Here is an 11,991-nt window from a genome sequence, read left to right as displayed (position 1 = left end):
CGAAAGGGCCGTCACAGTGTGTTGCTGTGACGGCCCTTTCGATTGGGGGGAGAGGAAATGAGCGGAGAGATATCCGAAAGCTGGCGCATCTCGCGGGACGCGGTGAACCGGGTGCGCACCCTGATCGAGAGTCAGGGACAAGTGATGGCGGAAATCCCGGGGCACGCGGACTTCGGCGAGGACTTCCACGTCATGCTCGTGGAGAACCAGCGGAGGACCGGCGAGGTCTTCGCGCTCCAGGTCAAGGGCGGGAAGTCCTATCGCCGCGCCGGCGGTTACCAGGTGAGCGTGGGAAAACACGGCGATTTCTGGCGTAAGACCACGGTGCCGGTCATCTGTGTGGTGCACGATCCGGAACTGGACAAGCTGTTCTGGGTCAATGCCAGCGCGGTCCTTCGCCGGCAGCCCACGACGACCACTCTGCATCTTCAGCCGGACCAGGTGCTCGATGCTGAGTCATTTCCGGCATTCATCGAGTCTGTGCGCGCCGACGTATCTCCGCGCAACGAGTTCCTGCGTGCGCTGTCCCGGCTCTCCGGTGCTGAGCTGCAGCAGCAGGACTACGTCGGCTACTTCCAGAACGAGTCGGGCGAGCCGATGGTCTTCAGGCAACGCCGAGGTGAACCGTTCGGGAGTGTCTTCCACTCGGACGTCGACTGGGAGGAGGTGCGGACTTCGGCTGTGCCCTCAGAGGTGGCCGATACGGTCTCGAAGCTCGTCACCGAAGCCGAGATGTCTGCTGGATTCGAGGCCGGGGAAATAAGCAGCCAACTTTCTCCAAGCCACCTCAACTTGTTCGAGAACCTGGTGCTGTCCGGCGGCGGCCTCATCACTGATAACGCCGAAGGGCACTGGCTCCGGAGTTGTCTCTCGGCAAGCTGCTACCTCCGAGACCTCCCACCGGCAAAGATATGAAAGCGGCCCGCGTCAGCAAGATGCGGGGCCGCTTTCAGGCACGACTGTCAGGGGGTTGGGGAGCAGGCGGTGTGGCCGACCGTGACCGAACCCGTTGCGCCGGACGCTGGGGCGAAGTCGATGCGGAGCATCGTCAGGGTCATGCTTCCGTCTCCGGGCAGGGTTTGGAGGTTGAAGACCGCATTCGCCAGCAGCGTTCCGTCCGACTTCGTCAGGGGCTTCGTGTAGTTCGCGGGGATCGGCGAGGGGAGGCCGGTGATTCCGGTGAGGCCGCTCAGGGTCCAGTTCGCGTTGGTGCCGGTTTGGGTTGCCTTGCAGGTCACCGTGTACGACGAGATGCGGATGCGTTTTCCGCCTGCGCTCACCAGTGCCGACAGTTCGAAGTTGTTCCCTGTCGCGGTCGACGTCGTGGTGGTGACGTCGTTGCCTGGGTCGGTGACTTCCGTGGTGCACGAGGACGTGCCGCCGCCGAAGGTGACTCCTGGTTTGGACACCAGCGGTGCGGTGGCGCTTGTCGGGCCTTCTACCGCGCACGGGGCCTGGGCCGGGATGGAGATCGTGGCGCCGGCCTTTGTGAAGTTCGCGTTGCCCAGGTCGGCGACGCCGGCCGGGGTGTCCGCGGCGGCGGTCCCGGCAGCGGCGAGCAAACCGGTGGCGGCCAGTGCCGCGGCGGCCAGTGCGGTGCGCTTGATGATCATGTTCGTCTCCTCGCTGCTGTTGCTGCTTCCAGCACTATCCGCAGGTCCGAATCGCCCGTTGCGCCCTTGGCTGGCGATCACCCGTCCGGGAGCGTGGATCAACCCGTTCGTGGGCTGCCGGGAGGCTGCGGCGGCAGTGTCGCGTTCGTCACCGTTTCCGCAGGACAGCGGGTAAAGGCAGGCCGCGGGGCAACCACTACCCTGAAGGGGGTAACCGACTGGCGAAGAGCGCCACGAGAGAGCGGAGCCGACGTGTCTGTGTCTTCACCACCTCCGGGGGCGGCCCGGGATGGCGCTGTCGAGGACCTGCGCGCGACCGTCGGGCTGCAGATCCAGGACGAGCCGCTGCTGCGCGCTATCGCGGGCGGGCTCGCGGACGTCGAGACGATGCTGCGGGACGTCGTGAAGAGCGACGTGCCGGCGGTGCACGACGCGGCGTTGCACCTGGTCGAGGCCGGGGGCAAACGTTTTCGTCCGCTGTTTACGCTGCTGTCCGCGCAGTTCGGGCCCAAACAGGGCGAGCAGGTGCTGATCGCGGCCGCCGCGGTCGAGCTGGTGCACCTGGCGACGCTGTACCACGACGACGTGATGGACGAGGCGACCATGCGCCGCGGCGCGGAGAGCGTCAACTCGCGCTGGGACAACACCGTCGCCATCCTCACCGGCGACTACCTCTTCGCGCACGCCTCCCGGCTCGTCGCCGACCTCGGCACGGACGCCGCGCGGATCATCGCCGAGACGTTCGGCGAGCTGGTCAGCGGGCAGATGCGGGAGACCGTCGGGCCCGGTCCCGGCGACGATCCGGTCGAGCACTACCTCACCGTCATCGCGCAGAAGACCGGTTCGCTGATCGCGACGTCCGGGCGCTTCGGCGGCATGATGTCCGGCGCGGCCGAGGAGCACATCCAGGCGCTGCGCCGCTTCGGCGACATCATCGGTGCGGCCTTCCAGATCTCCGACGACGTCATCGACATCGCCTCGCCGTCGGTCGAGCTGGGCAAGGCGCAGGGCACTGACCTGCGAGAAGGCGTCCGCACGCTGCCGATGCTGTACGCGCTGGCCGATCCGGACACCGACCCGCGGCTCGTGGAGCTGCTCGCCGGCCCGATCACCGACGACGCTCTGGTGGCCGAGGCGCTCGAGCTGCTGCGCCGTTCCAGCGGCCTCGAACGCGCGCGGGAAACCCTTTCCGACTACGCTTCCCGAGCACGTGCCGAGCTCGCCTCGCTGCCCGCTTCCCCCGCGCGCGACGCTTGCGAGTCGGTCGCCGACTACCTGGTCGCGCGAACGTTCTAAAAGGGGCGTAGAAATGTCCATTTTCGGGCAGGTGTGGCTCTGGAGCCTGCTGGCCTTCATTGTCGGCGCGGTGCTCGCCTGGCTGGTGCTGGCGCGTCCGGCGCGCAAGCGGGTACACGAACTGGAAACGGAACTGGCGAGCGCGCACGCCGACACGGCCCGCGCCGCGGCCAGCACGCCCGCGCGCACCGCGGTGCTGCCGCCCGCGGAGGACTGGACCAGAGACCGCCGCGAGCACGCTCCGACGGAAGTCATCCAGGCGACGAGCGCGTTCGAGCCGGAGGCCGAGTACGACGCGGAGTACCGCACGGCTCCGGAACCAGCTGCCGCCGGGAAGCCCGCGGACTCGGCGGAGGACGACGTCGACGAGGCGTTCGCGCAGGCCGAGGCCCGCGAACAGCAGAATGGTCTTTTCGACAGCGCACCGGCCGAGACCGCTCCGGAAGACTCCGGTTCGGCCTACCGCGCCGCGGCCACCGAGTACCTGCAGCCGGCCGACACCGGTTCGCACCGCGTCGCCGAACCGGCCGAGGAACACGACAGCGGCTACCACCGGGTCGCGGAACCGGCGGACGAGCACGACAGCGGCTATCACCGGGTCGCCGAACCGGCGGAGGAGCACGACAGCGGCTACCACCGGGCTCCGGAACCGGCCGAGGTTCCCGCGGCGGACTACTCCGAGCCGGAGCGTCCCGATGAGCAGGAACAGAGCCATTCCCTGACCGGGCCCGCCGACGGATTGTCCTCTTTGGAGCGACGGCTGGACCCGGCTCCGGTGGACGGCGCCGCCGCGGAATCCGAGCCGGTCTCGCTGTTCCGCCCGGGCCCGGGCCGAGCGGCCGAGCCGGAGCCGGACTGGTTCAGCCAGCCGGACGGGGCGCAGCGATCGCCGTTCGAGGAACCCGCCGAGCCGGCCGTGGGCCACCTCGAAGAGGATTCGACGACCGACCACCTGATCCCGAACGCCGAACCGCCCGCCGAGTCCACAGAGGACACCGCGGAAAGCAGCCAGGGCCTGCCGAAACGGCAGCGCCGCGAATCTCCGCGCGGAGGCTTCGACCCGCCGCGGCCGATCCAGCCGTCGATGCGCCCGGTGGAGCGCCGCGAACCGGATCTGGCAGGCGGGCACAGCGGTTCGCTGTTCGAGCCGTCCGTGCAGCCGAACCAGGCCGCGATGGCCGCCCCGGAACCGCCGCCCGCGCGGCAGACCGCGGATGACGCGGTGCCGCCGGGACCGTTCGGCCCGGGTTCGGCGATGCCGCGGCCGGGTGGCGGCCGTCCGGCGGAGGGGTTCACGGTGAAGGCGAGTGTGACGGCGTTGCGGTATTGCGGGGAGGATTCGCCGCAGTTTCCGAAGATGGTGGCTGAGGTGTGGTTCCGCAGTGCCGCCGATGCTGAGCGGGTCGGGTTCCGGCCCTTGCACTGAGTCCACATAAGACAGAGGCCGCCCTCCCTAATCCGGGAGTGGCGGCCTCTGTCGTAAGTGGACTAAAACCTACGCGACAGTCCAGGTGTCCTTGCCCCGCAACAATCCCTGCAGGTCCGGTTTCCGCGCCGCACGCGCCTGCTCCACCTGGGCTCGCGCCGCGTCGTCGTAGGTGGGGCGTTCTACCTGGCGCAGGATGCCCGTCGGGACGTGGTTCAGGTTCTGGTCGCCCAGGCGGGAAAGCGCGAAGGCGTACGACGTGTCGGCGATCGACGGATCGTGCACCACCAGGTTTTCCTCGCCGATTTCCGCGACCTTGCCGACATCCAGGCCGCCCCAGTCGCCGCGGCGGACGCCGAATTCGCCTTCCGGGCCGAAGCGGATCGGTTCGCCCGCGCGGAGCGGGATCAGCCGGGACGCGGCTTCGTCCTTGTCCTTCAGCACATCGAACGCGCCGTCGTTGAAGATCGGGCAGTTCTGGTAGATCTCCACCAGCGCCGAACCGCGGTGTTTCGCCGCCGCTTCAAGAACTTCGGTCAAGCCCTTGCGGTCGGAGTCCAGCGCGCGGCCCACGAACGACGCTTCCGCGCCGATCGCCAGCGACAGCGGGTTGAACGGCGTGTCCAGCGAACCCATCGGCGTCGACTTGGTGACCATGCCCTGGCCGGACGTCGGCGAGTACTGGCCCTTGGTCAGCCCGTAGATCCGGTTGTTGAACAGCAGGATCTTGATGTTCACGTTGCGCCGCAACGCGTGGATCAGGTGGTTGCCGCCGATGGACAGCGCGTCGCCGTCGCCCGTCACGACCCACACCGACAGGTCCGGGCGCGTCGTGGCGAGCCCGGTCGCGATCGACGGCGCGCGGCCGTGGATCGAGTGCATGCCGTAGGTGTTGAGGTAGTACGGGAACCGCGACGAGCAGCCGATGCCGGAGATGAAGACGATGTTCTCGCGCTTGAGCCCGAGCGTCGGCAGGAACGACTGCACGGCGTTGAGCACCACGTAGTCGCCGCAGCCGGGGCACCAGCGCACTTCCTGGTCGGACTTGTAGTCCTTGGCCTTCTGCGGTTCGTCGGTGGTCGGCACCAGGTCGATGCCGCCGAGCTGCGGCAGCCCGAGATCGATGGCGGTCACTTGACGCCCTCCGGAACGAGGTTGGCGATGATGTCGGCGAACACGTTCTGCAGTTCCTCGGCCTTGAACGGCAAGCCGGCGACCTTGGTGTGCGAATGCACGTCCACCAGGTACTTCGCCCGCAGCAGCAGCGAGAGCTGACCGAGGTTCATCTCCGGGACCACGACCCGGTCGTAGCGGGCGAGCACCTCGCCGAGATTCTTCGGCAACGGGTTGAGGTGGCGCAGATGCGCCTGCGCGATCGGCATCCCGAGCTTGCGCACCCGGCGGCAGGCCGCGCCGATCGGGCCGTAGGACGAACCCCAGCCCAGCGCCAGCACGCGCGCCTCTCCGGACGGGTCGTCGACCTCGAGGTCCGGCACGTCGATGCCGTCGATTTTCGCCTGGCGCAGCCGCACCATCTTGTCGTGGTTGTCCGGGTCGTAGGAGATGTGGCCGGTGCCGTCGGCCTTCTCCAGCCCGCCGATGCGGTGCTGCAGCCCGGGGGTGCCCGGGATCGCCCACGCCCGCGCGAGCGTCTCCGGATCGCGCACGTACGGCCAGAACTCGCCGGATCCGTTGTCCGAGTTGGGTTCCGCCGCGAATTCCACCCGCAGGTCCGGCAGGTCCTCGACATTCGGGACCAGCCACGGTTCGGAGCCGTTGGCGATCGCGCCGTCGGACAGCAGCAGCACCGGCGTGCGGTACTTCAGCGCGATCCGGGTGGCCTCGATCGCCGCGTCGAAGCAGTCGGCGGGCGAGAGCGGCGCGACGATCGGCACCGGCGATTCGCCGTTGCGGCCGAACATCGCCTGCAGCAGGTCGGCCTGCTCGGTCTTGGTCGGCAGGCCGGTGGACGGCCCGCCGCGCTGCACGTCGATGATCACCAGCGGCAGTTCGGTCATCACGCCGAGGCCGATGGTCTCCGACTTCAGCGCCACGCCCGGACCGGACGTGGACGTGATGCCCAGCGCCCCGCCGTAGGACGCGCCGAGCGCGGCCCCGATGCCGGCGATCTCGTCCTCGGCCTGGAAGGTGATGATGCCGTAGTTCTTGTGCTTGGACAGCTCGTGCAGCACGTCCGAGGCCGGGGTGATCGGGTACGTGCCGAGCAGGATCTGCAGCCCGGACTGCTGTCCGGCGGCCACGATCCCGTATGCCAGCGCGGTGTTGCCGGTGATCTGCCGGTAGGTGCCCTTGTCCAGCTTCGCGGGCGCGACCTCGAAGGTGGTCGCGAACGATTCGGTGGTCTCGCCGTAGTTCCAGCCTGCCCGGAAGGCAAGGATGTTGGCCTCGGCGATGTCCGGCTTCTTCGCGAACTTCTCGCGCAGGAAGCGTTCGGTGCCCTCGGTCGGCCGGTGGTACATCCACGACAGCAGGCCCAGCGCGAACATGTTCTTGCAGCGTTCGGCGTCCTTCTTGCCGAGGCCGGTGTCGGCGAGCGCGCCCTGGGTCAGCGTCGACATGGCGACCCGGTGCACCTGGAACGGCGACAGCGAATCGTCGTCGAGCGGGTCGGTCTCGTAGCCGACCTTCACCAGGTTCCGCTTGGTGAACTCGTCGGTGTTGAGGATGATCGTCCCGCCGTGCGGCACGTCGCGCACGTTCGCCTTGAGCGCGGCGGGGTTCATCGCGACGAGCACGTCCGGCCGGTCGCCGGGGGTGAGGATGTCGTAGTCGGCGAAGTGCACCTGAAAGGACGAGACGCCGGGGATGGTGCCCTGCGGCGCCCGGATTTCGGCCGGGAAGTTCGGCATGGTCGACAGGTCGTTCCCGAACGCCGCGGCCTCCGAGGTGAACCGGTCGCCGGTCAGCTGCATCCCGTCGCCCGAGTCGCCGGCAAACCGGATGACCACCCGGTCCAGCTTGTTCACCTCGGTGGACCGGGACGCGGTCAGCGCGCCGTTCCCGGCCGCGCTGCCGTTCGCACTGGTGCTCATGGGTCAGGGAATCCCTCTCTCCCGGCGTGCTGCGGGCCCGGGTCGGCTCCCCGGGGAGCCCGCCGAGGCCTGCTTCCGAGGTTACTCGCCGCGCCCTGGCCTCGGCCCGAGTCCGGCTCAAGTGTGGGGTGTGCAGACCGAATGCCAGCCGGGGTGCCCTCGATCGTAGGGCGTCTGGCGCCGCGGTCCGGAGTGACGCGCGTCTCGTGCCGCCGGCGCGGCACTGACCAGCAGTTTGCTCCAGGTTGAGGGTTCCCGGAATGTGGGAATTTGTGCGCGGCCCGGCTCAGCGGCCGCTGATGCGGGCCTTCATCGCCGCCAGCCGCTCCGCGAATGCCGGTGCGGCCAGCGATTCCAACTGTGGACCGAGTTCGGCGTCGACCGCCGCGGCGTGGTCGGTCAGGCCGCTCGTCTGCCGCATAGTCCGCTTGGTGGACACCACGACCTCGCGCGGAGCGGCGGCCGCCGGGGCGGCGAGGTCGCGGGCGGCCTGGACCAATGCGTCGTGGTCGCCGTCCACCAAGCGCAGCGCGAACCCTGCCCGGACCGCGGATTCCGCGGTAAGGGTTTCGCCGAACAACGCCATCGCGGACGCCTGCTGCGGGCCGAGGATTCGTTGCGACATCCAGGTCATGCCTCCACCGGGATGCAAGCCGAGTTCGAGGAACCGAGGGATGAACTTGGCGTGCGGTCCCACAAGGCGGACGTCGGCGGCCAGCGCGAGGTTCAGACCAGCGCCGACGGCGGCCCCGCCGACCGCGGCGATCGTCGGCAGGCTGCAGCCGGCCACGGCGAGGAAGCCCGCGTACACCGAACGCAGCCCTTCCGCGTCGGCCTTGCCGAGCGCGGTGAGGTCGGCACCCGCGCAGAACGCCGGCGGGGCGCCGGTGACGATCACGGCGTGCACGCTCTCGTCGGCCTCGGCGCGCGCGACCGCGGCGGCCAGCTCGGCGGAGAGGTCGAGGGTGAGCGCGTTGCGGCTCTTCGGGGCGTCGACGGTGAGCAGCGCGACGCCCTGGTCGTGCTCGCTGTGGATGCGGTCGGTCATGCCGGTCAGCATCGCATCGTCGTGAGTGGCGATCACGGTTAGAACCGCGATCGCCACTCACGACGGGGTCGGCGGCCTCTCCAGCAGCCGAGACAGCACCACGGTCGACACCGTCCGGTCGATGATCTCCAGCCCGCGCAGCCGCTCGAGTGCGGTCTCCAGGTGGTGGATGTCGGCGGCGCGCAGGTGGACGATCGCGTCCGCCGCGCCGGACACCGTGTAGGCGGCGACGACCTCGGTCAGCGGTTCCAGCCGGGCCCGGATGCGGCCGGGCGTGACGTTGCCCTGGCAGTGCACCTCGACGAACGCCTCGGTGCCCCAGCCGAGCGCCTCCGGGTCGACCACCGCGGTGAAGCCGCGCAGCACGCCGGTTTCCAGCAGCCGGTCGACGCGTCGTTTCACCGCCGGGGCGGACAGCCCGACCACTTTGCCGATCTCCGCGTAGCTGGAGCGGGCGTTGGCCACCAGGCAGGAAACGATTCGCTGGTCGATGGTGTTCACACGCAATGTTTAGCACGCAGGTGCGCAGTGAACAGCGATTGATTGCGAGATTAGGTCCACCTTAGCCTGGTTGCATGCAGGGAGAGGTTGTGCCGCCGCGGGTGCCCACGCCCCGCCGTTACCTGATGTGCCCGCCGCGTTATTTCGCCGTCGACTACGCGATCAACCCCTGGATGGACCCCTCGAAGCCGGTCAGCGCGGACGTCGCCGTCGCGCAGTGGACCGAGCTGCGCGACACCTATCGCCGCCTCGGCCACACCGTCGAGGAAATCGACCCGCAACCCGGCCTTCCGGACATGGTGTTCGCGGCCAACTCGGGCACCGTCGTGGACGGGCGCGTGCTCGGTTCGCGGTTCCGCGCCCCGCAGCGCGCCGCCGAGGCGGAGCACTTCCGCCGCTGGTTCCTCGAACACGGCTACCGCGACCTGACGATGCCGGAGAAGATCAACGAGGCCGAGGGCGATTTCGCCTGGACCGGCAAGCTGCTGCTGGCCGGCACCGGCTTCCGCACCGACCCGGCCGCGCACGCCGAGGCGCAGGAGGTGCTCGGCGTCCCGGTCGTGTCGCTGCGGCTGATCGACCCGCGCTACTACCACCTGGACACCGCGCTGTTCGTGCTCGCCGAGGCGACGGACACGACGACCGCGCAGATCGTCTACTACCCGGACGCGTTCTCGCCGGGCTCGCAGCGCGTGCTGCGCCGGATGTTCCCGGACGCGGTGCTCGCCACCGCGGCCGACGCCGAGTGCTTCGGGCTGAACGGGGTGTCCGACGGCCGCAACGTCGTGTTGCCAGTGGAGGCGACCGACCTGGGAGCGCGGCTCGCCGAGCGGGGTTACGAGCCGGTGTACGTGGACATCTCGGAGCTGCGGAAGGCCGGCGGCGGGCCGAAGTGCTGCACGCTGGAGATCCGCAAGTAGGTCAGTGCGGGTACTCCGCCGGGTCGATCGCGCTCTGCTCCGGGAACGGCCCGGAGGGGAGCGCGGCCGGGTCGATCTTGCGCACGGTGAGCTCCAGGTTGGTGTGGGTGTACCCGTTTTCGTCGAGCTGGGCGGGAACGCCGAACTTCGAGAACGAGCAGTCGCGGGTGAAGCGGCCGGTCGCGGCGTCCCAGTCGGAGCCGCCGGTGCTGTAGGCGGTGTAGTGGCCGTTCGCGATGCCGCCCGCCGAGGCGGTGGCTCCGGCCTTGACGTACACGGTGAACACCGGGCGCGAGCCGTCCGCCAGCGTCACGGCCTGGTCGGTGCCGGAGAGGTTCTTGACGGAGATGGTGTTCTTGCCGCCGCCCGCGCCGGTGACGACCGTTTCGTTCGCGAGGCCGCGGTTCGGTTCCGGCTGGGGGCCGGGGAACAACGGGCCGAGACGGTAGGGGTGGGCCGGGTCGGCGGTGGCCAGTTTCGCGAGGCTTTCGCGCAGGCCCGCGACGGCTTCGTCGCGGCTCAGCACCGACATCGCGGAAGGGCCGCCGCACAGCTTGTTGTCGAAGGTCGGCGCGATGACCTTCGGGAGCGCGCTGGCGCTGACCACGTTGAGGTCGGTGCGCAGCTCCCGGTGGGCGGCGCGGACGGCGTCCGGGGGCGCGGCGGCGTCGAGCTGGCGGACGGCCTGGTTGAGCGCGTCGCTGAGCGCCGTGCCCGCGTCCCGGAGCGCGGCGGCGGTGGTCGCCCGTCCGAGCCGCTCGACGGCCGGGGTGATCGACGCGCCGAGGTCGGTGAGGAGCTTCTGGTAGCCGGCCGGGTCGAGCGGGGCCGAGGAGGCGGTGCTGCTCGGCGGGAGAGAGGTCGTGGGGCTGAGGCTCGCGGGAGCGCTGCTCGGCGCGGGTTCGGCAACCGGGTCGTCGTCCGAGCGGGTCGTCAGGTGGATCACCAGCGCAGTGCCGAAGACGACGACCACGATGGCCGCGGCGATCGGCCGGGGGGACAACTGCAGGCGGGAAAAGCTGGGCACTGGCCGATTTTTCCGGGCGGGACGGAGGTGCCGGGTCGGTAGTTTTGCCGAGTCCGGCTGCTTCGGCGCCCGGCCGGGGAAGCCGCGCAGGCAGCCCGCCCGGATGGCGGCGGACGCGGTGCTGGGCGGGGCACTAGCACCGCAATCATTGAATCTTCACCCAAACGTGTGAAGATGGCAGCTGTCTACAAGTGTGGACGTATTCCGATTTTCCTGCGTAAGTGTTTCCCCTGTGCTGGAAGTGTGCTGTTGACCATGGGATCGGCGCCGGTAACTACTCCGTTTGCGAATCCGATTAATCGGGTACGGTACGACGGACGGGAGGCGGCGCGATGATCACCTTTGCGGTGCACGGCATTGGCAAACCCCAGCGGTCGCTCGATCCGGGCGAGGACGAGCGGTGGATCACCGTCGAGCAGTTCGACACGCTGCTGGGCGTCGTCTCCGGGACGGGTGCGCGGCTCACTTTCGACGACGGCAACTCCTCCGACGTCGAGATCGCGCTGCCCCGGCTGGTCGAGCGCGGGTTGTATGCCGAGTTCTTCCCGTTGGCCGGGCGGGTCGGCGAGCGTGGCTATGTCGACCGCGACGGCCTGCGGCAGCTCGTGGACGCGGGGATGCACGTCGGGTCGCACGGCTGGGACCGGCTGGATTGGCGGAGGTTGGACGGTTCGTTCGCGGTGCGCCGGGAGCTGGACGAGGCGCCGCGGTTGCTGGAGGAATTGAGCGGTACTCCGGTGCGGCGGTTTTCGCTGCCGGAGGGCCGGTTCGACCGGCGGGTGCTGACGCATTTGCGCGAGGCCGGTGCGACGCGGGTGTACGCGAATGTCGGCGGGGTGCGCGGGGCGGCGCTGGTGCGGCCCCGGACGGAGATCCGGTCGGACCTGAACTCCAGCTGGGCCGAGGCGGTGAGCCGCCGTCCGCGTCGGTTCCCCGGGCGCTGGGCTTCCCGGCCCGGGCGGTAGTGCGGCCAAGGCAGGCGAGGTTTTCCGGGCTGGTCGGTTCGGCGGGAAAAAACACCCTCTTTCGGCGGGTTGTGACCGCATCCGTTCGGCGGCATCCTGAGCGCGCGCCGCCGTAAGGAAAGTTTCCTAATAAACAGGGAGC

The 11,991-nt window shown here is 69.4% G+C and carries 11 protein-coding genes; 5 read left to right on the top strand and 6 right to left on the bottom strand.

Annotated elements, in window-relative coordinates:
* The first annotated feature begins 57 nt into the window (after nucleotides 1–57).
* On the top strand, nucleotides 58–915 hold the full coding sequence (locus F9C11_RS03985; protein WP_409183565.1) for a DUF4365 domain-containing protein: 858 nt from the start codon (nucleotides 58–60) through the stop codon (nucleotides 913–915).
* A gap of 47 nt (nucleotides 916–962) precedes the next feature.
* On the opposite strand, the gene F9C11_RS03980 is transcribed toward F9C11_RS03985, so the two are convergent.
* Entirely contained in the window at nucleotides 963–1,613 is a 651-nt protein-coding gene (locus tag F9C11_RS03980) for a hypothetical protein (RefSeq protein ID WP_409183564.1), read from the bottom strand.
* 258 nt (nucleotides 1,614–1,871) lie between these two features.
* Between F9C11_RS03980 and F9C11_RS03975 the strand changes: the two genes are divergently transcribed.
* Both F9C11_RS03975 and F9C11_RS03970 read left to right on the top strand, forming a co-directional pair.
* Nucleotides 1,872–2,909, top strand: coding sequence for a polyprenyl synthetase family protein (locus tag F9C11_RS03975; RefSeq protein ID WP_409183563.1), 1,038 nt, complete (start codon nucleotides 1,872–1,874; stop codon nucleotides 2,907–2,909).
* Nucleotides 2,910–2,922: 13 nt separating this feature from the next.
* A complete protein-coding gene (locus tag F9C11_RS03970) occupies nucleotides 2,923–4,335 on the top strand; it encodes a hypothetical protein (protein ID WP_409183562.1) in 1,413 nt (470 codons plus the stop codon).
* A 69-nt stretch (nucleotides 4,336–4,404) separates the two neighbouring features.
* On the opposite strand, the gene F9C11_RS03965 is transcribed toward F9C11_RS03970, so the two are convergent.
* The 4 genes from F9C11_RS03965 to F9C11_RS03950 all read right to left on the bottom strand — a co-directional run bounded on the left by F9C11_RS03965 (nucleotide 4,405) and on the right by F9C11_RS03950 (nucleotide 8,937).
* Complete coding sequence (locus F9C11_RS03965) at nucleotides 4,405–5,469, bottom strand: 2-oxoacid:ferredoxin oxidoreductase subunit beta (protein ID WP_409183561.1); 1,065 nt, start codon at nucleotides 5,467–5,469, stop codon at nucleotides 4,405–4,407.
* The gene (locus tag F9C11_RS03960) at nucleotides 5,466–7,388 is read right to left on the bottom strand and encodes a 2-oxoacid:acceptor oxidoreductase subunit alpha (protein ID WP_409183560.1); all 1,923 of its coding nucleotides are present in this window, start codon (nucleotides 7,386–7,388) and stop codon (nucleotides 5,466–5,468) included. Before F9C11_RS03960 ends, F9C11_RS03965 begins: the two co-directional genes overlap by 4 nt.
* A gap of 286 nt (nucleotides 7,389–7,674) precedes the next feature.
* Nucleotides 7,675–8,436 carry an enoyl-CoA hydratase gene (locus F9C11_RS03955; RefSeq protein ID WP_409183559.1) on the bottom strand — a complete coding sequence of 254 codons (762 nt, stop codon included), beginning with the start codon at nucleotides 8,434–8,436 and terminating at the stop codon, nucleotides 7,675–7,677.
* Nucleotides 8,437–8,493: 57 nt separating this feature from the next.
* Nucleotides 8,494–8,937, bottom strand: coding sequence for an Lrp/AsnC family transcriptional regulator (locus tag F9C11_RS03950; RefSeq protein WP_037712217.1), 444 nt, complete (start codon nucleotides 8,935–8,937; stop codon nucleotides 8,494–8,496).
* Between the two features lie 74 nt (nucleotides 8,938–9,011).
* On the opposite strand from F9C11_RS03950, the gene ddaH reads away from it, so the two are divergent.
* Nucleotides 9,012–9,857, top strand: a complete 846-nt coding sequence (ddaH, locus tag F9C11_RS03945; protein WP_409183558.1) for a dimethylargininase — start codon at nucleotides 9,012–9,014, stop codon at nucleotides 9,855–9,857.
* Nucleotide 9,858: 1 nt separating this feature from the next.
* On the opposite strand, the gene F9C11_RS03940 is transcribed toward ddaH, so the two are convergent.
* On the bottom strand, nucleotides 9,859–10,884 hold the full coding sequence (locus F9C11_RS03940; RefSeq protein ID WP_409183557.1) for a hypothetical protein: 1,026 nt from the start codon (nucleotides 10,882–10,884) through the stop codon (nucleotides 9,859–9,861).
* A gap of 332 nt (nucleotides 10,885–11,216) precedes the next feature.
* Between F9C11_RS03940 and F9C11_RS03935 the strand changes: the two genes are divergently transcribed.
* A complete protein-coding gene (locus tag F9C11_RS03935; RefSeq protein ID WP_409183556.1) occupies nucleotides 11,217–11,849 on the top strand; it encodes a polysaccharide deacetylase family protein in 633 nt (210 codons plus the stop codon).
* Nucleotides 11,850–11,991: the final 142 nt, after the last annotated feature.

It is taken from the genome of Amycolatopsis sp. VS8301801F10 (assembly GCF_046195355.1).
GTDB lineage: Bacteria > Actinomycetota > Actinomycetes > Mycobacteriales > Pseudonocardiaceae > Amycolatopsis.
Note: the sequence above shows the minus strand (reverse complement) of the source record. Positions and strands in the feature narration are given on the sequence as shown.

Bases quoted from the DNA above. Each gene is read 5' to 3' on its own strand.
- ddaH (WP_409183558.1), top strand. From the start codon at position 9,012: ATGCAGGGAGAGGTTGTGCCGCCGCGGGTGCCCACGCCCCGCCGTTAC.
- F9C11_RS03935 (WP_409183556.1), top strand. From the start codon at position 11,217: ATGATCACCTTTGCGGTGCACGGCATTGGCAAACCCCAGCGGTCGCTC.
- F9C11_RS03970 (WP_409183562.1), top strand. From the start codon at position 2,923: ATGTCCATTTTCGGGCAGGTGTGGCTCTGGAGCCTGCTGGCCTTCATT.
- F9C11_RS03960 (WP_409183560.1), bottom strand. From the start codon at position 7,388: ATGAGCACCAGTGCGAACGGCAGCGCGGCCGGGAACGGCGCGCTGACC.
- F9C11_RS03955 (WP_409183559.1), bottom strand. From the start codon at position 8,436: ATGACCGACCGCATCCACAGCGAGCACGACCAGGGCGTCGCGCTGCTC.
- F9C11_RS03980 (WP_409183564.1), bottom strand. From the start codon at position 1,613: ATGATCATCAAGCGCACCGCACTGGCCGCCGCGGCACTGGCCGCCACC.
- F9C11_RS03985 (WP_409183565.1), top strand. From the start codon at position 58: ATGAGCGGAGAGATATCCGAAAGCTGGCGCATCTCGCGGGACGCGGTG.